The 20,285-nt window shown below is 72.6% G+C and carries 20 protein-coding genes; 7 read left to right on the forward strand and 13 right to left on the reverse strand.

Annotated features, from left to right (window positions below; genetic code table 11):
* From hisF to hisD, 8 genes are read right to left on the reverse strand one after another with little or no spacing between them, the layout of a single operon-like run.
* Complete coding sequence (hisF, locus tag ACIA5F_RS13450) at window positions 1–756, reverse strand: imidazole glycerol phosphate synthase subunit HisF (RefSeq protein ID WP_399352219.1); 756 nt, start codon at window positions 754–756, stop codon at window positions 1–3.
* Entirely contained in the window at window positions 753–1,190 is a 438-nt protein-coding gene (locus tag ACIA5F_RS13455) for a RidA family protein (RefSeq protein WP_399352221.1), read from the reverse strand. Before ACIA5F_RS13455 ends, hisF begins: the two co-directional genes overlap by 4 nt.
* Window positions 1,187–1,927: a bifunctional 1-(5-phosphoribosyl)-5-((5-phosphoribosylamino)methylideneamino)imidazole-4-carboxamide isomerase/phosphoribosylanthranilate isomerase PriA gene (gene priA / locus ACIA5F_RS13460; RefSeq protein ID WP_399352223.1), complete on the reverse strand. Its 741-nt coding sequence runs from the start codon at window positions 1,925–1,927 to the stop codon at window positions 1,187–1,189. The genes ACIA5F_RS13455 and priA overlap by 4 nt, the downstream gene beginning before the upstream one ends.
* On the reverse strand, window positions 1,927–2,577 hold the full coding sequence (gene hisH / locus ACIA5F_RS13465; RefSeq protein ID WP_399352225.1) for an imidazole glycerol phosphate synthase subunit HisH: 651 nt from the start codon (window positions 2,575–2,577) through the stop codon (window positions 1,927–1,929). Before hisH ends, priA begins: the two co-directional genes overlap by 1 nt.
* Window positions 2,574–2,741, reverse strand: a complete 168-nt coding sequence (locus tag ACIA5F_RS13470) for a hypothetical protein (RefSeq protein ID WP_399352227.1) — start codon at window positions 2,739–2,741, stop codon at window positions 2,574–2,576. Before ACIA5F_RS13470 ends, hisH begins: the two co-directional genes overlap by 4 nt.
* 2 nt (window positions 2,742–2,743) lie before the next feature.
* Window positions 2,744–3,337 (reverse strand): imidazoleglycerol-phosphate dehydratase HisB, encoded by a 594-nt coding sequence (gene hisB, locus ACIA5F_RS13475; RefSeq protein ID WP_399352229.1) that lies wholly within the window; start codon window positions 3,335–3,337, stop codon window positions 2,744–2,746.
* Window positions 3,334–4,464, reverse strand: a complete 1,131-nt coding sequence (locus ACIA5F_RS13480) for a histidinol-phosphate transaminase (protein ID WP_399352231.1) — start codon at window positions 4,462–4,464, stop codon at window positions 3,334–3,336. The genes hisB and ACIA5F_RS13480 overlap by 4 nt, the downstream gene beginning before the upstream one ends.
* Window positions 4,461–5,801, reverse strand: coding sequence for a histidinol dehydrogenase (gene hisD, locus ACIA5F_RS13485; RefSeq protein ID WP_399352233.1), 1,341 nt, complete (start codon window positions 5,799–5,801; stop codon window positions 4,461–4,463). Before hisD ends, ACIA5F_RS13480 begins: the two co-directional genes overlap by 4 nt.
* A 280-nt stretch (window positions 5,802–6,081) precedes the next feature.
* Between hisD and ACIA5F_RS13490 the strand changes: the two genes are divergently transcribed.
* The 3 genes from ACIA5F_RS13490 to ybaK are packed head-to-tail and all read left to right on the forward strand — an operon-like array spanning window position 6,082 to window position 8,897.
* Complete coding sequence (locus ACIA5F_RS13490) at window positions 6,082–7,614, forward strand: oxidoreductase (RefSeq protein ID WP_399352371.1); 1,533 nt, start codon at window positions 6,082–6,084, stop codon at window positions 7,612–7,614.
* Between the two features lie 34 nt (window positions 7,615–7,648).
* Window positions 7,649–8,386, forward strand: a complete 738-nt coding sequence (locus tag ACIA5F_RS13495) for an LON peptidase substrate-binding domain-containing protein (RefSeq protein ID WP_399352235.1) — start codon at window positions 7,649–7,651, stop codon at window positions 8,384–8,386.
* 16 nt (window positions 8,387–8,402) lie between these two features.
* Window positions 8,403–8,897: a Cys-tRNA(Pro) deacylase gene (gene ybaK, locus ACIA5F_RS13500; protein ID WP_399352237.1), complete on the forward strand. Its 495-nt coding sequence runs from the start codon at window positions 8,403–8,405 to the stop codon at window positions 8,895–8,897.
* A gap of 202 nt (window positions 8,898–9,099) precedes the next feature.
* On the opposite strand, the gene ACIA5F_RS13505 is transcribed toward ybaK, so the two are convergent.
* From ACIA5F_RS13505 to ACIA5F_RS13520, 4 genes are all read right to left on the reverse strand, one after another.
* The gene (locus ACIA5F_RS13505; protein ID WP_399352239.1) at window positions 9,100–9,690 is read right to left on the reverse strand and encodes a hypothetical protein; all 591 of its coding nucleotides are present in this window, start codon (window positions 9,688–9,690) and stop codon (window positions 9,100–9,102) included.
* A 49-nt stretch (window positions 9,691–9,739) separates the two neighbouring features.
* Window positions 9,740–10,582 carry an ABC transporter permease gene (locus ACIA5F_RS13510; protein ID WP_399352241.1) on the reverse strand — a complete coding sequence of 281 codons (843 nt, stop codon included), beginning with the start codon at window positions 10,580–10,582 and terminating at the stop codon, window positions 9,740–9,742.
* Window positions 10,579–11,577, reverse strand: coding sequence for an ABC transporter ATP-binding protein (locus ACIA5F_RS13515; protein WP_399352373.1), 999 nt, complete (start codon window positions 11,575–11,577; stop codon window positions 10,579–10,581). Before ACIA5F_RS13515 ends, ACIA5F_RS13510 begins: the two co-directional genes overlap by 4 nt.
* Window positions 11,578–11,656: 79 nt before the next feature.
* Window positions 11,657–12,970 (reverse strand): NYN domain-containing protein, encoded by a 1,314-nt coding sequence (locus ACIA5F_RS13520; RefSeq protein WP_399352243.1) that lies wholly within the window; start codon window positions 12,968–12,970, stop codon window positions 11,657–11,659.
* Window positions 12,971–13,190: 220 nt separating this feature from the next.
* On the opposite strand from ACIA5F_RS13520, the gene ACIA5F_RS13525 reads away from it, so the two are divergent.
* A complete protein-coding gene (locus ACIA5F_RS13525; RefSeq protein WP_399352245.1) occupies window positions 13,191–13,364 on the forward strand; it encodes a hypothetical protein in 174 nt (57 codons plus the stop codon).
* A 108-nt stretch (window positions 13,365–13,472) separates the two neighbouring features.
* Here the strand turns inward: ACIA5F_RS13525 and dnaE are convergent, their stop codons facing one another.
* Window positions 13,473–17,015, reverse strand: a complete 3,543-nt coding sequence (dnaE, locus tag ACIA5F_RS13530) for a DNA polymerase III subunit alpha (protein WP_399352248.1) — start codon at window positions 17,013–17,015, stop codon at window positions 13,473–13,475.
* 181 nt (window positions 17,016–17,196) lie between these two features.
* Here dnaE and ACIA5F_RS13535 point away from each other — a divergent pair, with 181 nt between their 5' ends.
* From ACIA5F_RS13535 to ACIA5F_RS13545, 3 genes are all read left to right on the forward strand, one after another.
* The gene (locus ACIA5F_RS13535; protein WP_399352250.1) at window positions 17,197–18,522 is read left to right on the forward strand and encodes a DUF2252 domain-containing protein; all 1,326 of its coding nucleotides are present in this window, start codon (window positions 17,197–17,199) and stop codon (window positions 18,520–18,522) included.
* A gap of 98 nt (window positions 18,523–18,620) precedes the next feature.
* The gene (locus ACIA5F_RS13540; RefSeq protein ID WP_399352252.1) at window positions 18,621–19,313 is read left to right on the forward strand and encodes a hypothetical protein; all 693 of its coding nucleotides are present in this window, start codon (window positions 18,621–18,623) and stop codon (window positions 19,311–19,313) included.
* A gap of 80 nt (window positions 19,314–19,393) precedes the next feature.
* Entirely contained in the window at window positions 19,394–20,188 is a 795-nt protein-coding gene (locus ACIA5F_RS13545; RefSeq protein ID WP_399352254.1) for a DsbA family protein, read from the forward strand.
* Window positions 20,189–20,285: the final 97 nt, after the last annotated feature.

A 20,285-nucleotide genomic window follows, 5' to 3' on the forward strand; every position in this document is an offset into this window, starting at 1 on the left:
TCAGCGGACCGGGTGGCCGGCCTCGCGGAGGGCGGACTTGACCTCGGAGATCCGCAGGTCACCGAAGTGGAACACCGAGGCCGCCAGGACCGCGTCGGCGCCCGCCGCGATCGCGGGCGGGAAGTGGGCGAGCGCGCCCGCGCCGCCCGAGGCGATCACCGGGACCGTGACGTGCCGGCGCACGGCCGCGATCATCTCGGTGTCGTAGCCGTCCTTGGTGCCGTCCGCGTCCATCGAGTTCAGCAGGATCTCCCCGGCGCCCAGCTCGGCCGCCCGGTGGGCCCACTCGACGGCGTCGATGCCGGTGCCCCGGCGACCGCCGTGCGTGGTGACCTCGAAGGAGCCCGAGGCCGTGCGGCGCGCGTCCACGGAGAGGACGAGGACCTGCCGGCCGAACCGCTCCGCGATCTCCTGGATCAGCTCGGGCCGGGCGATGGCGGCCGTGTTGACGCCCACCTTGTCCGCGCCCGCCCGCAGCAGCTTGTCGACGTCGTCCGCGGTGCGGACGCCGCCGCCGACGGTCAGCGGGATGAAGACCTGTTCGGCGGTGCGGCGCACCACGTCGTAGGTGGTCTCGCGGTTCCCGGAGGAGGCGGTGATGTCGAGGAAGGTCAGCTCGTCGGCGCCCTCGGCGTCGTAGAGCTTGGCCATCTCCACCGGGTCGCCGGCGTCGCGCAGGTTCTGGAAGTTGACGCCCTTGACGACCCGGCCGCCTTCCACGTCCAGGCAGGGGATCACCCGTACGGCGAGGGTCATGCGGACGCTCCTGTGGGACCGAAGGCTTCCACCTCCACCTCGACGACCATGGCGGGGTCGACGAAGCCGGAGACGATGATCATGGATGCGGCGGGGCGGACCGCGTCGAACAGTTCCTTGTGGGCGCGGCCCACCTCGTCCACGTCCCGGGCGTGGGTGAGGTACATCCGGGTGCGGACCACGTGCTCGGGGCCGAGCCCGGCCTGGGCGAGCGCCTCGAAGGCGACGCCGAAGGCGGCGATCGTCTGGTCGTAGGGGCCCTCGCCGTCGATGGCGGTGCAGCCGGAGACCAGGACGAGGCCGCCCGGGAGCCGGACGGCGCGGGAGTAGCCGATGACGTCCTCGTAGGGGCCGCCGGAGGCGATGCGGCGCACGCCCTCGGCTCCCCCGGTGCCGATGCCCGTGCCGGTGCCGGTGTCCGGGGAGCCGCTCATGCGGACACCGCCTTCAGGGCCTCTTCCAGGGTGAACGCCTTGGCGTACAGGGCCTTGCCGACGATGGCGCCCTCGACGCCCAGCGGCACCAGCTCGGACAGGGCGCGCAGGTCGTCCAGGACGGCGATGCCGCCGGAGGCGACGACGGGCCGGTCGGTGGCGGCGCAGACGTTCTTCAGCAGCTCCAGGTTGGGGCCGGTCAGCGTGCCGTCCTTGCCGATGTCGGTGACGACGTACCGGGCGCAGCCCTCGGAGTCCAGGCGGGCGAGGGTCTCGTACAGGTCCCCGCCCTCGCTGGTCCAGCCGCGGCCCTTGAGGGTGGTGCCGCGGACGTCGAGCCCGACCGCGATCCTGTCGCCGTGCTCCGCGATGGCCTTCGCGGTCCACTCGGGGGTCTCCAGGGCGGCGGTGCCCAGGTTGACGCGGGTGCAGCCGGTGGCGAGGGCGGCGGCGAGCGTGGCGTCGTCGCGGATGCCGCCGGAGAGCTCGACCTCGATGTCCACGGCGGCGGTGATCTCCGCGACCAGGGCGCGGTTGTCGCCGGTGCCGAAGGCGGCGTCCAGGTCGACCAGGTGGAGCCATCCGGCGCCGGCGCGCTGCCAGGCGAGGGCCGCCTCCAGCGGGGAGCCGTAGGAGGTCTCGCTGCCGGAGACCCCGTGCACGAGGCGGACGGCCTGTCCGTCGCGGACGTCGACCGCGGGCAGCAGTTCGAGCGGAGGAGTGACGGGTGCGGTCATCACAGGGTCTCGATCCAGTTGGTGAGGAGCTGGGCTCCGGCGTCGCCGGACTTCTCGGGGTGGAACTGGGTGGCCCACAGGGCCCCGTTCTCCACCGCCGCGACGAAGGGCTCGCCGTGGGTGGCCCAGGTGACCTTGGGGGCGCGGATCGCCGGGTTGGTGACCTCCAGGCCCCATTCCCGGACGGCGTACGAGTGGACGAAGTAGAAGCGCGCGTCGGCGTCGAGCCCGGCGAACGCCTGGCTGTCGGCCGGGGCCTCGACGGTGTTCCACCCCATGTGCGGGACGACCGGGGCCGTGAGCGGCTCGACGGCGCCGGGCCACTCGTCGAGGCCCTCGGTCTCGACCCCGTGTTCGATTCCGCGTTCGAAGAGGATCTGCATGCCGACGCAGATGCCGAGGACCGGGCGGCCCCCGGAGAGACGGCGGCCGATGATCCAGTCGCCGCGCGCCTCCTTGAGGCCGCGCATGCAGGCGGCGAAGGCGCCGACACCGGGGACGAGGAGGCCGTCGGCCTCCATCGCCCTGTCGTAGTCGCGGGTGATCTCCACGTCCGCGCCGACGCGGGCGAGGGCCCGCTCGGCGGAGCGGACGTTGCCGAAGCCGTAGTCGAGGACCACGACCTTCCTGGTCGGGCTGGCAGTGCTCATTCCCAGATCCCCTGGATGCGCAGGACTCCGGCGAGCAGACACATCACGGAGCCGAAGAGGAGCAGCACGATGACCGACCTGGGCATCTGCTGTTTCTGGAAGGAGTAGACGCCGCCGGCCAGGAAGAGGCCGAGGACGATGAGGATGGTGTTGAGACCGTTCACGGTTAGAGCGCGCCCTTCGTGGAGGGCAGGATGCCGGCGGCGCGCGGGTCGTGCTCGGCGGCGTAGCGCAGGGCCCGGGCCAGCGCCTTGAACTGGCACTCCACGATGTGGTGGGCGTTGCGGCCGTACGGGACGTGGACGTGCAGGGCGATCTGCGCCTGCGCGACGAAGGACTCGAAGATGTGCCGGGTCATCGTCGTGTCGTACGCGCCGATCATCGGCGCCATGTTCTCGGGCTCGGTGTGCACGAGGTACGGGCGGCCGGAGAGGTCCACGGTGACCTGGGCGAGGGACTCGTCCAGCGGGACGGTGCAGTTGCCGAAGCGGTAGATGCCCACCTTGTCGCCGAGGGCCTGCCGGAAGGCGGCGCCGAGGGCGAGGGCGGTGTCCTCGATGGTGTGGTGGGTGTCGATGTGCAGGTCGCCGTCGGTCTTGACCGTGAGGTCGAAGAGGCCGTGGCGGCCGAGCTGGTCGAGCATGTGGTCGTAGAAGCCCACGCCCGTCGAGACGTCGACCTTGCCGGTGCCGTCGAGGTTTATCTCGACCACCACCGAGGTCTCCTTCGTGGTCCGTTCGACCCGTCCGATGCGGCTCATGCGTGGTGCTCCTTCTTGAGTGCGCGAACCGCTTCCAGGAACGCGTCGTTCTCGGCCGGGGTGCCGGCGGTGACCCTCAGCCATCCCGGTACTCCGTTGTCCCGGACCAGGACACCCTGGTCGAGGAGGCTCCGCCAGGCGGCGTGGGCGTCCTCGAACCGCCCGAACTGGAGGAAGTTCGCGTCGGACTCGGTGACCTCGTAGCCGATGGCCCGGACCTCGGCGACGAGGCGGTCCCGTTCGGCCTTGAGCTGCTCGACGTAGCCGAGCAGGGTGTCGGTGTGCTCCAGGGCGGCCAGGGCGGTCGCCTGGGTGACGGCCGACAGGTGGTACGGGAGCCGCACCAGCTGGACGGCGTCGACCACGGCGGGGTGCGCGGCGAGGTAGCCCAGGCGCAGACCGGCGGCGCCGAACGCCTTGGACATGGTCCGGGAGACCACCAGGTGGGGGCGGCCCTCGATGAGGGGCAGCAGCGAGTCCCGGTGGCTGAACTCCACGTACGCCTCGTCCACGACGACCAGGGACGGCCGGGCCGCCTGCGCGGCCTCGTAGAGGGCGAGGACGGTCTCCGCGTCGACGGCGGTGCCCGTGGGGTTGTTGGGGGAGGTGATGAAGACGACGTCGGGGGCGTTCTCGGCGACGGCCCGTTCGGCGGCCTCGACGTCGATGGTGAAGTCCTCGCGGCGCGGCCCGGAGAGCCAGCCCGTCCCGGTGCCCCGCGCGATCAGCGCGTGCATCGAGTAGGAGGGCTCGAAGCCCATCGCGGTGCGGCCGGGCCCGCCGAAGGTCTGCAGGAGCTGCTGGATGACCTCGTTGGAGCCGTTGGCGGCCCAGACGTTCTCCCGCGCGACCGGGTGCTTGCCCGTACGGGTGAGGTAGGCGGCCAGCTCGGTCCGCAGCTCGACGGCGTCCCGGTCGGGGTAGCGGTTGAGGGTGCGGGCCGCGTCGGCGACCCGCTCGGCGATGCGCCGGACGAGCTCCTCGGGCAGCTCGTACGGGTTCTCGTTGGTGTTCAGCTGGACGGGCACGTCGAGCTGGGGGGCGCCGTACGGGGTCTTGCCGCGCAGCTCGTCCCGGATGGGGAGGTCGTCGATACCGAGGCCGTCGGTACCGGGGTCGGCGCTCATACGGTGGGCACCTTCCAGCCGAACCGCGCCTTCAGGGCGGCCCCGTGCGCGGGCAGGTCCTCGGCCTCGGCCAGGGTCACCACGTGGTGGGCGACCTCGGCGAGGGCGTCGCGCGTGTAGTCGACGATGTGGATGCCGCGCAGGAAGGACTGCACGGACAGGCCCGAGGAGTGGCAGGCGCAGCCGCCGGTGGGCAGGACGTGGTTGGAGCCGGCGCAGTAGTCGCCGAGCGAGACGGGCGACCAGGGGCCGACGAAGATCGCGCCGGCGTTGCGGACCCGGGCGGCCCAGGCGGCGGCGTCGGCCGTCTGGATCTCCAGGTGCTCGGCGCCGTAGGCGTCGACGACCGCGAGGCCGTCCTCCAGACTGTCGACGAGCACGATCGCGGACTGCCGGCCCGCGAGCGCGGGCCTGATCCGGTCCTCGACGTGCTTGGAGGCGGCGACCTGCGGCTCCAGCTCCTTCTCGACGGCGTCCGCGAGGGCGGCGCAGTCCGTGACGAGGACGGCGGCGGCCAGCGGGTCGTGCTCGGCCTGGCTGATCAGGTCGGCGGCCACGTGCACCGGGTCGGCCGTGGAGTCCGCGAGGACCGCGATCTCGGTCGGGCCGGCCTCGGTGTCGATGCCGATCTTCCCGGTGAAGTAGCGCTTGGCGGCGGCGACCCAGATGTTGCCCGGTCCGGTCACCATGTTCGTGGGGGCGCACTCGTCGGTGCCGTACGCGAACATCGCGACGGCCTGGGCGCCACCGGCCGCGTACACCTCGTCCACGCCGAGCAGCGCGCACGCGGCGAGGATCGTCGGGTGCGGCAGTCCGCCGGCCGGGTCTCCTTCAAAAGCGGGTTTCTGCGGCGGGGAGGCGAGCGCGATCGAGGTGACCCCGGCCTCCTGCGCCGGGACCACGTTCATCACGACGGAGGACGGGTAGACCGAACGGCCGCCCGGGGCGTACAGCCCCACGCGCTCCACCGGGACCCACTTCTCGGTCACGGTGCCGCCGGGGACCACCTGGGTGACGTGCTCGGTGCGGCGCTGGGCGCGGTGGACGATCCGGGCGCGCCGGATCGACTCCTCCAGGGCGGCGCGGACGTCCGGGTCGAGCTGCTCCAGCGCGGCCTCGACGGCCCGCGCGGGCACCCGGACCCGGTCGAGTTCGACCCCGTCGAACCTGCGCGCGTACTCGATCAGCGCCTCGGTGCCACGATGATGGACGTCCTCGCAGATGGGCCGCACCTTCTCCAGGGCGGCTTCCACGTCGAACTCGGCACGGGGCAGCAGATCGCGCAGGGCGCCACCCTCGGGGAGGGTGTCACCGCGCAGGTCGATACGAGAGATCACGCCCCAATTCTCTCAGACCGGCTCACAGCGCCGTTCGCCTGTATCACTGACTGATACACGTCCCGGCTGTCACTGCCGCCCGTTAGCGTTCGACCACGCGTGGGTGACATCCGGCCGCACGCGGGTGACAGCGGAGGGGGCCGTCATGACCGCAGGACATCCGGACGAGGAACGCGCGAACGAGGAACGGCCGGGCGGAGGACCGGCGGGCGGGGCCGCCGGGGCCGCCGGGGAGGGGCCGGACGGGGAACCGGCGGACCTGACCGGGCCGGAGCGCCGCATGTGGGGCGCCTTCCGCACCGGCGCCGTCTGCGATCTGAGCGCCCGCGCCGCCGACCGCGACGACCCGCACTCCGGGCGGGCCTGGGGCCCCGAGCGCAGCGTCCGCGCCCAGGTGGTGGCGCTGCTGCTGCTCCACGGGCCGCTGCCGCTGCCGGGGCTGGTCTCCTCGCTGAAGCTGCGGGGCGTACGGATCACCGGGCGCCTGGACCTCGCCGGGGGCACCGTCGCCCCGTACGTGGAGCTCCAGGCGTGCCGCTTCGACCGGGAGATCCAGCTCTCCGAGGCCCGGTTCGGCACGCTGCGGCTGGTGAACTGCGCGATACCCCGGCTGGAGGCGGCCCGGCTGCACACCGCGGGCGACCTGCACCTGCCGCGCAGCCGGGTGGCGCGCGGCATCCGGCTGACCGACGCCCAGATCGGCACCGATCTGCTGATCAGCCAGGCCGTCGTCCAGCGGGACAACCGGGGGCGGGCCATCGCCGCCGACGGCATGTCCGTCGCGCAGGACTTCCAGGCCGACCTGGTGCAGACGTACGGGGAGGTCAGTCTGCGCGGCGCGAAGGTCGGCGTCTCGATGAGCCTGCGCGGCGCCCGGCTGAGCAACCCGTACGGGCGGCGCGCCCTGAACGCCCCGACCCTGACCGTGGAGCGGACCCTCTACCTGACCTCCGTCTCCCTCGGCCCCGGGAGCGGGGACGGCGCCACCCCGTACGAGTGGGGGCGGACCCCCACGGACGGCAGCCGTTCCCAGTCCTTCCGGTGCAGCGGCGGCCTGCGCCTGGACGACGGCCGGTTCGGTGACGGCATCGACTTCCACGGGGCCCGCTTCCGGCTCCAGCCGGACCAGGAGATCTCGCTGCGCCGGGTCCAGACCCCCGAGCTGCGTTTCGTCGGGGAGTGTCCGGAGCACGGCCGGGTGGTGGTCTCCGGTGCCACGGTGGTCCGGCTGGTCGACCGGTCCACGAGCTGGCCGGAGCGCGGCAGGCTCGCCATGGAGGGGTTCACGTACGAGATCCTCGCGCCCCGGGGCCACTTCCCGCCGGCGCGCCGGCTGGCCTGGGTGGAGGCGGCCACGCCCGAGTACTCGCCGGAGCCCTACGAGCGGCTGGCCGCCGTGCTGCGGGCCGGCGGGGAGGACGCGGACGCCCGTGAGGTGCTGCTGGCCAAGCAGCGCAGGCGCCGGGCCACGCTGCCGCCCGCCGCGCGGGCCTGGGGGTACCTCCAGGACTGGACGGTGGTCTACGGGTACCGGCCGGGCCGGGCGGCGCTGTGGATGGCGCTCCTGTGGGCGGCGGGCACGCTCCTGTTCTCCCGGCACGACCCGCCCCCGGTCAAGCCGGGCGAGCACCCGCAGTGGAACGCCACCCTGTACGCCCTGGACCTGCTGCTCCCGGTGATCGATCTCGGTCAGCAGGGCCACTGGAAGGTGTCGGGCGGCCTCCAGTGGGGGGAGGCCGCCCTGATCATCCTGGGGTGGATTCTGGCCACGACGGTGGCGGCGGGCGCCTCCCGCCTGCTGAGGCGGGGGTGACGGGGCCGGGCCCCCGGCGATTACGCTGTGGCGCGTGACCACCGTTCGTCTGCCCCTGTTCCCGCTGAACTCGGTGCTGTTCCCGGGACTCGTCCTCCCGCTGAACATCTTCGAGGAGCGCTATCGCGCCATGATGCGCGAACTGCTGAAGACGGACGGGGACGAGCCGCGCCGCTTCGCGGTCGTCGCGATCCGCGACGGCCGTGAGGTCGCCCCGACCGCGCCCGGCCTGCCGGGCCCGTCGGGGCTGCCCGAGCCCGGCCCGGCCGCGGGCTTCGGCGCGGACCCGGTCCAGGCGTTCCACCGGGTGGGCTGCGTCGCGGACGCGGCGACGATCCGGGAGCGGCAGGACGGCACCTTCGAGGTCCTGGCGACGGGCACCACCCGGGTCCGGATCGTCTCGGTCGACGCCTCGGGCCCCTTCCTGACGGCGGAGCTGGAGGAGCTCGCGGAGGACGCGGGCGAGGGCGCGGGCGCCCTGGCCGAGGGGGTCCTGCGGGCCTTCCGGGCCTACCAGAAGCGGCTGGCCGGGGCCCGTGAGCGGTCGCTGACCGGCACCGACCTCCCCGACGAGCCGTCGGTGGTCTCGTACCTGGTGGCCGCCGCGGCGGTGCTGGACGTCCCGGCGAAGCAGCGGCTGCTGCAAGCCCCGGACACGGCGACCCGGCTGGCGGAGGAGCTGAAGCTGCTGCGGGCGGAGACCGCGGTGATCCGCCACCTGCCGTCCCTGCCGGCGGTGGAACTCACCCGCGCCCCCACCTGCCCGAACTGACGGCGGGCCCGTACCGATGGCGAAGAAGAAGCAGCAGACGGCGGGAACCCCGGCGGTCGCGGCCCTGACGGCGGCGGGCGCCGAGTTCACCACGCACGCGTACGCGCACGACCCGGCCCACCCCTCGTACGGCCAGGAGGCGGCCCAGGCCCTGGGGGTCGCGCCGGAGCGGGTCTTCAAGACGCTGGTGGCGGAGGTGGACGGGGTCCTCACGGTCGCGGTGGTCCCGGTCTCGGGCTCGCTGGACCTGAAGGCCCTGGCTTCGGCCGTCGGCGGCAGGCGCGCGGCGCTGGCCGATCCGGCCCTCGCGGAACGCACGACGGGCTACGTCCTCGGCGGGATCTCCCCGCTGGGCCAGCGCAAGCGGCTGCGGACGGTCCTGGACGCCTCGGCCGCCGCCCACCCGACGGTCTGCGTCTCGGCGGGCCGCCGCGGCCTGGAGGTCGAGCTCGCCCCGGCCGTCCTGACCGCCCTCACCGCCGCCGTCCTGGCCCCGATCGCCCGCCCGTAGGGCCGTAGGCCACGGCCTACGGGACCGGCCGTCCCGCCTCCGGCCCAGTGAGCGAGCCGAGGGACAACAGCCGTAAGGGGTACCACCCGTTCCCCCGCCCGGCCCTCGGGCGAGTGAACCGAAGGGGCGCGCCTGGGGAACAGGTCCGAGCGCGCGGAAGACCGCGAGGAACGAGCGGTATGAGCACGTACGGACCTGTGAGTCAGGCTGCAAGCGCCCCGGAGGTGAACCGAGCCCTCGAAAAAGCAGCCGTCAGGCCGAGGTGGACGGCGACCGCCGTCATCGGCCAGGCCAGCAGGACGCCGTGGGCCAGCAGTTGCAGTGGGGCGTCGAACGGGACGCCCTCGCCCGCTTTCCGGGCGACGGCGGGCAGGTCCGCGGAGGGGTCCAGCCAGAGTCCGAGCCGCCATCCCAGCAGCGCGGCGAAGCAGGAGCCGGCCGCGAGCCCGATCACCAGCGGCACTCCGCCCCGGCGCCGCCACAGGAACGTCGCGAGGGCGCTCAGCACGCCCAGCCCCACGGCCAGCAGGAAGAAGGTGGCGTCGGCGCCGATGCGGCCCTCGTTCTCGGTGTCCCGCAGGAAGACGGCCTTCCCGTCGGAGACGAACTGGACCCGGGGGGCCAGCCAGACCCACAGCACCCCGAGGAGCACCCCGCAGACCCCGACGGCCAGGGTGACGGCGGCCCCGTCACGGACGTCCTCCGCGGTGACGGGGGACGCGGGGTCCTCCGGCTTCCCGGGCGGCAGCGGCGGGGGGTCGAAAGGGGACGGCGGGGTCAGGGCTTCGGTCACCCCCACATCGTGCCAGGTCCTGGGGATGGGGTACGGCCCGGTACCGGTGTCAGCGGACCGCTGCCCGCCGGTACGCCCAGGTCGCCACGGCCAGGGAGAGGACCCCGACCAGCGCGCACACCCCGAGGTCGAGGGCGACGGCCGCCCAGTCGGGTTCGGGGGCGAAGGTCCGTGCGAAGGCTTCCACGCCGTAGGTCGAGGGCAGCAGGTCCCGTGCCCACACGATCACCTCGGGCATCCGTTCCGGCGGCAGCACCCCCAGCAGCAGTGCGGCCGACATGCCGAGCTGGCCGGCGAGCGTGGCCAGTTCCTGGCGGGGCGCCAGCAGTCCCAGCGCCGCCCCGAGGCCGGCCAGCGCGGCCCCGGCGAGCGGCACCACGGCGGCCAGGATCCACAGTCCGCCCATCGGCAGCCCGAACAGGACGCACCCGAAGACGGCGGTGACGAGCGTCCCCGGCAGGGTGAAGGAGGCGTACGCGGCGGCGGCGCCCAGGACCACCGACGCGGGCGGTACCGGCAGGGTGGCGTAGTGGTCGAGCCCGCCGCCGGCCCGTAGCTGGCCGAAGTACTGCGCGAGCAGGTTGAGCGCGACGAAGGCGACGACGAGGACCGAGGAGCCGGCGACGACGGCCCGTGCCTCCGAGCCGCCGTCCACCACCCCGCGCATCAGGATCATGATGCCGACGGACTGGAAGGTGGCCACGAAGAGGAGGGGGATGCGTGCCACCCGGGCCCGGGAGAGCTGGGCCCGGTAGACGGCGGCCAGCGCGGGCAGGAACCGGGCCTTCGGCGCGAGGGGTGCGGCGGCCCCCGCCCCGACGGCGGGTTCGGCCGTGGGTTCGGCGGCGGGTTCGGTGACCGGCGCGACCGCGCCCGTCGAGCGGTCGCTCACAGTTTCACCAGCCCGTTCGTCCTGCCGCCCAGCGCGAGGTACACGTCCTCCAGGCTCGGGGTGGCCAGGGTGAAGTCGTCGAGGGCGGCGAAGGCCGGTCCTCCGGTCACCGCGGCCACCGCGGCCCGTGCCTCGTCCGGTGCGAGCCGCAGTACCCACCGGCGTCCGGACTCGGTGGCGCGCGGCGCCAGCGCCGCGACCTCCGGTACTTCCAGGGGCGGGGCCGAGCGCCACACCAGTTCCAGCCGGACCTCGTCGGAGACCCTGGCCTTCAGTCCGGAGGGGGTGTCGCAGGCGATGACCTTGCCCTGGTCGATGACGGCGACCCGGTCCAGGACCGTTTCCGCCTCGATGACGTTGTGGGTGACGAGCAGGACCGTCGCCCCGTGGCGCGCGCGCCGCCGGTCGACGGCGGACCAGACCGCCCGCCGGGCCACCGGGTCCATGCCCGTCGTGGGTTCGTCGAGGACCAGGACCGGCCGCTCCCCCACGAGGGCCGTGGCGAAGCAGGCCAGGCGGCGCTGTCCGCCGGAGAGTTTCTTCAGGGGGCGCCCGGCGATCGCGGTCAGTCCGAGTTCCTCCAGGACGTGGTCGCGTTCGGTGCGCGCCTGGCGGGCGCCGAGTCCGCGCAGCCGTCCCGTGGTCTCGGCGGCCAGCGCCACCGTGAGCTCGTCCAGGGCGGTGGATTCCTGTCCCAGGTAGGCGAGGAGCCGGGAGGCCCGTCCGGGGTGGCGCACGAGGTCGTGGCCGAGGAGGTGGACCGTGCCGGAGTCGGGGCGCATCAGCCCGGTGAGCTGGCGGACCAGGGTGGACTTGCCGGCGCCGTTGGGGCCGAGCAGGCCGAAGATCTCGCCGCGCCGCACCTCCAGGCAGACGCCGTCGGTCGCGCGGGTCTCGGGCAGCGCGGGAGCCCCGCGCCGGCCCCGTACCGCCGGATAGGTCTTGACCAGGTCACGCACCGCGCAGACCACGTCGGAGGGCGCCTGTGCGGCCACTGCCGCGTCAGAACTGCCCGGCGGCCTCGCCTGTGCTGTGCCCGTGCTCACGAGGGAGCAGCCTACGGTGTTCCCGCCCTCACTCGGCCGCCGGGGTCACCGGGGCCGCGGCGACGGCGGCCACGTGGTCGGTGGCGGGCAGGGCCGGCACGGCGGCGACGTGGTCGGCGGCGGCCCGGACGTCGATCTCGCGCCAGAAACCGGCCCGGATGGCGTACCGGTCGTGTTCGTCGATCTGGTCGTCCTTGTGCGCGAGGAGCCCGAACCGGGCGGCGTAGCGGAGCAGCTCCCCGTCGATGCGGTGCGGGATGCGCGGGTACATCGTGGCCAGCTTCTGGAGGTGGACGGTCTCGGGGAGCCGTTCCAGCCACCGGCGGGCGAACACCTGTCCCACCTCGAACGGGTCGCCGCCGACGGTGGTGATGTCCTCCTCCCGGTCCGCCCAGCGCTGCTCGGCGCTGGTGAGCTGGGCGAGGGTGGGCAGCGAGGCGGTCTCGGCGGGTTCGCCGAGGGAGCCGGGCCGGTCGATCCAGCCCTTGTCGGAGGACCAGCGCAGGGCGCTGCCGGCCGGGGGCGGTCCGCCGTGGTGGCCGGTGTGCGGGAGGGCGGGGAGTCCGGGGGCCCGCAGGGAGCCGGCGAGGTCCTTGGGGGTGGGTACGGGCCGGGGCGTCCCGGCGGCGGGCGCGGGGACGGGGGCGCCGTCCCCGGCGGCCGGTCCGGCCGGGGCGGAGCCGTTGCGGGCGGCCTCGGCGAGCGCGGCCTCGGGCAGCGGGGCGGAGAGGATCGCGGCGATGTCGGGGCGCGGGGCGGGCGGCGGGGCGCAGAGCCCGGCGAGGTCCTTGGCGCGGACGGCCCGGGTGATCCAGGCCCGGTCCAGGACGCGGCGCTCGTCGGCCTCGGCGACGAGGTCCTCGGACTGGTTGTAGTCGCCGTCGGCGGCCTGGACGGCCCAGAGGTGGACGGCGACCCCGTGTTCCTTGGCGGACATCAGGCCGGGCAGCAGGTCGCCGTCGCCGGTGACGAGGACGACGTCGGAGCAGGCGCGGTTGCGGGCCAGCTCGGTGAGCTCGGCGTGCATGGCGGCGTCCACGCCCTTCTGCGCCCAGCGGCCGTCGCTGCGGGTCAGGGCGCCGAGGCGGACGGTGACGCGGGGCATGACGCGCAGCCGCCGGTGTTCGGGCTGGGGCACCCGGTCGGGGGCCCCGTCGAACCAGTAGATGCGCAGCAGGGGCTGTTCGGTGTCGGCCTCGGCCCGTTCGCGCAGGCCCTGGATGAGGGCGGCGTGGTCGACGGTGATGCGGGAGCGGGAGGGCTCCCCTGCGAGAAGACTCGCGGCGGCGCCCAGCAGATAGCCGGCGTCCACCAGGACGACGCAGCGGTCCACGCGTTCCACCCTCTTCCTGGGGGTCCTGTGTACTTCTCGGCGGGTTCCCCGAGTCTGCCCGACGGCACGGGTGTTGACGGCCGGAACTCGATCTTCGGCGTGGCGGATCTCACGGACATGGACGGGGAAGCCGCCGATCATGGGCCGTAATGATCCAAAATGCGCGGTTTATGGCGCTGTGTGAGTGTGAAAGCGGCCCTGGCCCCTAGACCCTCACGGAGGTTCCCCCATGGCCAAGAACAAGAAGCAGAGCCGCGAGCATCAGAAGACCGCGGCCCCCGAGCGCGGTTCGGAGCAGGCGAAGAGCTCGTCCACGCAGGATCAGACCGAACAGCGGATCACCCAGGCGACCCCTGGCGACATGGCCCGCAAGGGCCGGGAGAAGCGCTTCGGCCACAACTGACGTCCGCGCGCGGACGACGCGAGGGCCCGCCCGGCGGTGCCGGGCGGGCCCTCGCGCGGTGACGGGCCCTCGCGGTGCACGGGCCCTCGCGTGGTCGGGGAAGCGGGGTCAGCCCGCCAGGCAGGCCGGTCCGAGGAGAACCTTGAGGTCGCCGAAGAGCGCCGGGTCGGGCTGGACGCGGTGCTTGTCGAGGCGGAGCACGGTGGTGGTCCGGGGCCCCTGGAGCTTGATCCGCACCTCGGTGTTGCCCCGGTGGTGGCGCAGGATCTCCCCCAGCCGGGTCACCATCGGGGGGGTGACCTTGACGGTGGGGATGGTGAGGACCACGGGGGCGTTGGTGCCGGCCGAGGAGAGGTCGGGGACCATCATCTCCATGGCGACCAGCCGGGGGACGTCCTCGCGCTTGTCCAGGCGGCCCTTGACGAAGACCACGGTGTCCTCGACGAGCTGGGTGGAGACGAGCTGGTAGGTCGCGGGGAAGAACATGCACTCGATGGAGCCGGCCAGGTCCTCGACGGTGGCGATGGCCCAGGCGTTGCCCTGCTTGGTCATCTTGCGCTGGAGGCCCGAGATGATGCCGCCGATGGTGACGACGGCGCCGTCGTTGTGCTCGCCGCCGGTCAGCTGGGAGATGCCCGCGTCGGTCTTGTCGGAGAGGACGTGCTCCAGGCCGAAGAGCGGGTGGTCGGAGACGTAGAGGCCGAGCATCTCGCGCTCCTGGGCGAGCAGGTAGGACTTCTCCCACTCGACGTCCGAGAACTCGACGTCGAGCCCGAAGCCCGGTTCGTCGCTCGCGCTCTCGTCGCCCATCCCGCCGAAGAGGTCGAACTGTCCCTCGGCCTCCTTGCGCTTGACCGCCACGACGTTGTCGATCATCGGTTCGTGGTGGGCGACCAGGCCCTTGCGGGTGTGGCCCATCTCGTCGAAGGCGCCGGCCTTGATCAGTGACTCGACGGTCCGCTTGTTGCAGACGACGGCCTCGACCTTGTCCAGGAAGTCGGGGAAGGCGGAGAACTTCCCCTTGGCCTTCCTGGTCCTGATGATCGACTCCACGACGTTGTGGCCGACGTTGCGGACGGCGGTGAGGCCGAAGAGGATCACGTCGTCGCCCTGGGCGGCGAAGTTGGGCTCCGACTCGTTCACGTTCGGCGGGAGCACCTTGATGCCCATCCGGCGGCACTCGTTCAGGTAGATCGCGGACTTGTCCTTGTCGTCCTTGACCGAGGTGAGCAGACCGGCCATGTACTCGGCGGGGAAGTTCGCCTTGAGGTAGGCGGTCCAGTAGGAGACCAGGCCGTACGCGGCCGAGTGGGCCTTGTTGAAGGCGTAGCCGGCGAAGGGGACCAGGACGTCCCACAGGGCCTGGATGGCCTTGTCGTTGTAGCCGTTCTTCCGGGCGCCCTCCTGGAAGATGGTGAAGTTCTTCGCCAGTTCCTCGGGCTTCTTCTTGCCCATCACGCGGCGCAGGATGTCGGCCTCGCCGAGCGAGTACCCGGCGATGATCTGGGCGGCCTTCTGCACCTGCTCCTGGTAGACGATCAGGCCGTAGGTGACCGCGAGCACCTCTTCGAGGGGCTTCTCCAGATCCGGGTGGATCGGGGTGATCTCCTGCTGCTTGTTCTTGCGCAGGGCGTAGTTGGTGTGCGAGTTCATGCCCATCGGGCCCGGCCGGTACAGGGCCGAGACGGCGGAGATGTCCTCGAAGTTGTCGGGCTTCATCAGGCGCAGCAGGGAGCGCATGGGGCCGCCGTCGAACTGGAAGACGCCGAGGGTGTCACCGCGGCCGAGCAGTTCGAAGGTCTTGGGGTCTTCGAGCGGGAGGGCCAGGAGATCGATGTCGATCCCCTTGTTGGCCTTCACCATCTTGACGGCGTCGTCCATGATCGTGAGGTTGCGCAGGCCCAGGAAGTCCATCTTCAGCAGGCCGAGCGACTCGCAGCTCGGGTAGTCCCACTGGGTGATGGTGACGCCGTCGCTGTGCCGCACCCAGACGGGCACGTGGTCGGTGATCGTCTCGCTGGACATGATCACGCCGGCCGCGTGCACGCCCATCTGGCGGACCAGGCCCTCGACGCCTCGGGCGGTGTCGATGACCTTCTTGACGTCCGGCTCGTTCTCGTACATCCCGCGGATCTCACCGGCCTCGCCGTAGCGCGGGTGCTGCGGGTCGAGGATGCCGGAGAGGGGGATGCCCTTGCCGAGGACGTCGGCGGGCATGGCCTTGGTGAGGCGGTCGCCCATGGCGTACGGATAACCGAGGACGCGCGCGGAGTCCTTGATCGCGTTCTTGGCCTTGATGGTGCCGTAGGTGCCGATCATGGCGACCTTGTCGGCGCCGTACTTCTCGGTCACGTACCGGATCACCTCGACGCGCCTGCGCTCGTCGAAGTCGATGTCGACGTCGGGCATGGAGACGCGCTCGGGGTTGAGGAAGCGCTCGAAGATCAGGCCGTGGGTGATCGGGTCGAGGTCGGTGATGCCCATGGCGTACGCGACGATCGAGCCGGCCGCGGAGCCGCGGCCGGGGCCGACCGCGATGCCCTGGTTCTTGGCCCACATGATGAAGTCGGCGACCACGAGGAAGTAGCCGGGGAAGCCCATCGAGATGATCGTGTCCATCTCGTACTCGGCCTGCTTCATCCGGTCGTCCGGGATGCCCCCGGGGTAGCGGCGGTGCATGCCGCGCAGGGTCTCCTCGCGGAACCAGGTGACCTCGGTGTAGCCGTCGGGGATGTCGAACTTCGGCATCAGGTTCCGGAACTGGAACATGCCCTCGGTCTCGATCTGGTCGGCGACCAGCCGGGTGTTGGCGCAGCCCTGCTGCCAGGCGTCCGAGGAGTCGATGGCGTACATCTCCTCCGTGGACTTCAGGTAGTAGCCGGTGCCGTCGAAGCGGAAGCGGTCCGGGTCGGAGAGGTTCTTGCCGGTCTGGATGCAGAGCAGGGCGTCGTGGGCGGTGGCCTCGCTGGCGTAGGTGTAGTGCGAGTCGTTCGTCACCAGCGGCGGGATGTCGAGCTTGCGGCCGATCTCCAGCAGCCCGTCGCGGACCCGGCGCTCGATCTCGATGCCGTGGTCCATCAGCTCCAGGAAGTAGCGCCCCTTGCCGAAGATGTCCTGGTACTCGGAGGCGGCCTTGAGGGCCTCGTCGAACTGGCCGAGGCGCAGCCGGGTCTGGAGTTCGCCGGAGGGGCAGCCGGTGGAGGCGATGAGCCCCTCGGACCACTTGGCGATGGTCTCCTTGTCCATGCGCGGCCACTTGGTCAGCCAGCCCTCGGCGTACGCGTCGGAGGAGAGCCGGAAGAGGTTGTGCAGGCCGGTGGCGTTGGCCGCCCAGATCGTCTTGTGGGTGTAGCCGCCGGAGCCGGAGACGTCGTCGCGCTTCTGGTGGGGCTGGCCCCACTGGATGCGGCGTTTGTTGCGCCGGGACTCGGGGGCCACGTACGCCTCGATGCCGATGATCGGCGTGATCCCGGCCTTCCGCGCGGTGTGGAAGAAGTCGTACGCCCCGTGCAGGTTGCCGTGGTCGGACATGGCAATGTGTGACATGCCCATCTCATTGCACGCGTTGAACATGTCCTTCAGCCGCGCGGCACCGTCCAGCAGCGAGTACTGGGTGTGGACGTGCAGGTGCGTGAACGGCGCCTTGGTCACGGTGGGAGTCCTCCGGCCGGGAGAGATGGGGGGCAGCCCCGAAGTCTACGTCGGCCGAGTGACGCACCCCGGGCACCGACGGGTACGGTCGTCCGTTGCACAGCCGGGCGGAGGTACGCCCGCACGACCCGAAACAAGATCCAGAACGCGATCCACCCCGTGCCACCAGGAGGCATCCGTCATGGCGGTTCCCGAGACGACCGACGAGCAGCGCGCCGAGCAGATACTCGATGTGTTCGACACCGCTTTCGGTGAGCTGCTGGCCGCGGACCCCGCCGCCTTCCGGGTCAAGTTCCGCAAGATGGCCGCCTCGGCCTTCGCCTTCTACCGGGGCACGGCCTGCCTCTTCTACGCCGACCTGGAGCACGGCCGGCACGGCGGCCCGTACCTGGACGAGCGGACCGGCCGGGTCTGGATGCACGGCGACCTGCACGCCGAGAACTTCGGCACCTACATGGACTCGCACGGCCGGCTGGTCTTCAACATCAACGACTTCGACGAGGCGTACATCGGCCCCTTCACCTGGGACCTGAAGCGGTTCGCCGCCTCCGTCGCCCTGATCGGCTACACCAAGGCGTTCAGTGACGAACAGATCACCGCGCTGGTACGGGTCTACGCGGGCGCCTACCGGGAGCGCGTCCGCGCCCTGGCCACCGGGGCCCCGCACGAGGAGCCGCCCGCCTTCACCCTGGACACCGCGGACGGCCCGCTGCTGGGGGCCCTGCGCGCGGCCCGCGCCCGTACCCGCTTCACGCTGCTGGAGTCGATGACGGAGATCCGCGACTTCGAGCGCCGCTTCACGGCCGGGCCGGGCACGGTCGAGCTGGACGCGGCCACCCGCTACAAGGTGCTGGCCGCCTTCGACGGCTACCTGGAGACCCTCCCCGACGAGTCCCTGGTGCGGCCGGACTCCTACCGGGTCAAGGACGTCGTGGGCCGCCGGGGCGTCGGCATAGGCTCGGCGGGCCTGCCCTCGTACAACATCCTGCTGGAGGGGCACAGCGACGCCCTGGAGAACGACGTCGTGATCTATCTCAAGCAGGCCCAGACCCCGGCGGTCTCCCGGCACGTCACCGACCGGACCGTGCGGGAGTACTTCCAGCACGAGGGTCACCGTACGGTGATCTCCCAGCGGGCCCTGCAGGCGCACGCGGACCCGTGGCTGGGCTGGACCGAGCTGGACGGGGCCGGGCAGCTGGTGGCGGAGGTCTCCCCGTACGCGGTGGACCTGGACTGGTCGGACCTGGACGACCCGGAGGAGATCGCGGCCGTCGTCGCGGACCTGGGCCGGGCGACGGCGACCATGCACGGCGCGGCCGACGAGGCCGGGAGCGGCCACTCGCTGGTGCCCTTCTCCACCGAACGCGCCATCGACGCGGCCATCGCGGCCGACGAGGAGGGTTTCGCGGAGCTGCTGGTGGAGTTCGCCCACGCGTACGGGGCCCGCGCCCGCGCCGACCACCAGATCTTCGTGGACCTGTTCCGGGGCGGCCGGCTGACCCCGTAGCCGCACGCCGCCCCGCGGGCCGGACCGGGGTCCTGCCCGCGGGCCCGGTCCGGGACCTGGCAGCCGCGTCCACAGGGAGTCGTGCGAGACTCGCCGCGATGGACATATCAGGGCCGGGAATCCGAGGGCTGCGGGCCGCGCTGTTCAGCGCGCTCGTCGTGCTGCTCTCGGCCGGCTCGCACGTGCTCCTGTCCCGGGCGCCGCTCCCGCCCGCCCTGGTCGCGGGCGGCTTCGCCGCCGTCTTCGTGATCGCCTACGCGCTGGCGGGCCGCGAGCGGGGCTTCGGCCCGATCGCCGGGCTGCTCGTCCCGCTGGAGCTGGCCGCCGACACCGTCCTCACCGCCGGGCAGCACTTCTGCTACGGCCCGGCGGGCGGGCCGGTCTCCGGCCCGCTGCGCGCGCTGGGCCTGGACGGGCTCTGCGGGGGCGCCCCGGTCGGTGCCCCGCTGACCGAGATGGCCGGACCCGCCGCCGACCCGGCCGCGCTGCTGGCCTCCCCCGGCCCCTGGACGCCCTGGCTGCTGCTGGGCACGCACGTCTCGGTCGGGCTGCTGGCCGCCGCCTGGCTGCGGTACGGCGAGCGGGCCCTGGGCCAGCTGCTGCGCGCGGCGACCGCCTGTGCCTTCCGGCCGCTGCTGCTGGCCCAGGCCGCCCGGACGCCCGCGCCGGACCGGACGCGGCGGGCGCCGCGGCCGGTGCTCCCGGGCACGGCGACCCGTACGCGCTTCCCCGTGCACTCCGTGGGACGGCGGGGCCCGCCGCCGGTGCGCCCGGTGCTCGCGAGCGCCTGAGGTCACGTACGGCAGCCCCCGTCCCCCGCGTACCGCCCGCCCAAGCTGGCCGGTATGTCACATTTTTCACGGAGATCACGATGAGTTCACGCAACAGCCAGTCCAACAAGGCGGCGGCCCGCGAGCGACTGCGCGCCGAGCGCGAGTCACAGGCGAAGAAGGCCCGCGCGCGCCGCCAGGTCGTCGTGGCCTGCGCGGTCGTCGGCGCCCTCGCCCTGGCGGGCGGCGTCGGTTACCTGGTCGTCCAGGCGGGCGAGCCCACCCAGTGGGAGAAGGCCGCCGAGGCCACCTTGGTCAAGCCGAAGAACACCGAGGGCGAGAACGGCACCACGGTCGTCCTCGGCAAGGCGGACGCGAAGAAGACCCTGGAGCTGTACGAGGACTCCCGCTGCCCGGCCTGCGCCACCTTCGAGCAGTCGGTCGGCGAGCAGATCGAGCGGGACGTCGAGGCGGGCAAGTACAAGCTCCAGTACTTCGGCGCGACCTTCATCGACAACATGGCCCAGGGCGAGGGCTCGAAGAACGCGCTGAGCGCGCTGGGCGCGGCGCTGAACGTCGGCCCCGAGGCGTTCCTCGGCTTCAAGGGCGCCCTGTACTCCAAGGAACTGCACCCCCAGGAGTCCGTCGACAGCTTCGCCAAGGACGACTACCTGCTGAAGGTCGCGGACACCGTCCCGGCGCTCAAGGGCAACGCCGAGTTCAAGAAGGCCGTCGAGGACGGCACGTACGACCGGTGGGCGCTGGAGATGTCGAAGGCGTTCGACAAGTCCGGTGTGCAGGGCACCCCGACGCTGAAGATGGACGGCAAGAAGATCGAGACCCCGGGGACGCCGGAGGCGTTCGCGGCGGCGATCGACAAGGCCCTCGCGGGCTGACCCCGACCGGCCCCGCGGGCCGGTGAACTGACGGACCGGCGGTTCGGCCGTCCGCCCGACCGGCGGGCCGGACAGCCGGGTTCACGGCCTCACCCGG

The organism is Streptomyces sp. NPDC051567 (assembly GCF_044454165.1).
Lineage (GTDB): Bacteria > Actinomycetota > Actinomycetes > Streptomycetales > Streptomycetaceae > Streptomyces.

Excerpts from the sequence above, each read along its gene's own strand:
- hisF (WP_399352219.1), bottom strand. The coding sequence starts at position 756 with ATGACCCTCGCCGTACGGGTGATCCCCTGCCTGGACGTGGAAGGCGGC.
- ACIA5F_RS13455 (WP_399352221.1), bottom strand. The coding sequence starts at position 1,190 with ATGAGCGGCTCCCCGGACACCGGCACCGGCACGGGCATCGGCACCGGG.
- priA (WP_399352223.1), bottom strand. The coding sequence starts at position 1,927 with ATGACCGCACCCGTCACTCCTCCGCTCGAACTGCTGCCCGCGGTCGAC.
- hisH (WP_399352225.1), bottom strand. The coding sequence starts at position 2,577 with ATGAGCACTGCCAGCCCGACCAGGAAGGTCGTGGTCCTCGACTACGGC.
- hisB (WP_399352229.1), bottom strand. The coding sequence starts at position 3,337 with ATGAGCCGCATCGGACGGGTCGAACGGACCACGAAGGAGACCTCGGTG.
- ACIA5F_RS13480 (WP_399352231.1), bottom strand. The coding sequence starts at position 4,464 with ATGAGCGCCGACCCCGGTACCGACGGCCTCGGTATCGACGACCTCCCC.
- ACIA5F_RS13490 (WP_399352371.1), top strand. The coding sequence starts at position 6,082 with ATGTGGGGCGCCTTCCGCACCGGCGCCGTCTGCGATCTGAGCGCCCGC.
- ybaK (WP_399352237.1), top strand. The coding sequence starts at position 8,403 with ATGGCGAAGAAGAAGCAGCAGACGGCGGGAACCCCGGCGGTCGCGGCC.
- ACIA5F_RS13525 (WP_399352245.1), top strand. The coding sequence starts at position 13,191 with ATGGCCAAGAACAAGAAGCAGAGCCGCGAGCATCAGAAGACCGCGGCC.
- ACIA5F_RS13535 (WP_399352250.1), top strand. The coding sequence starts at position 17,197 with ATGGCGGTTCCCGAGACGACCGACGAGCAGCGCGCCGAGCAGATACTC.
- ACIA5F_RS13540 (WP_399352252.1), top strand. The coding sequence starts at position 18,621 with ATGGACATATCAGGGCCGGGAATCCGAGGGCTGCGGGCCGCGCTGTTC.
- ACIA5F_RS13545 (WP_399352254.1), top strand. The coding sequence starts at position 19,394 with ATGAGTTCACGCAACAGCCAGTCCAACAAGGCGGCGGCCCGCGAGCGA.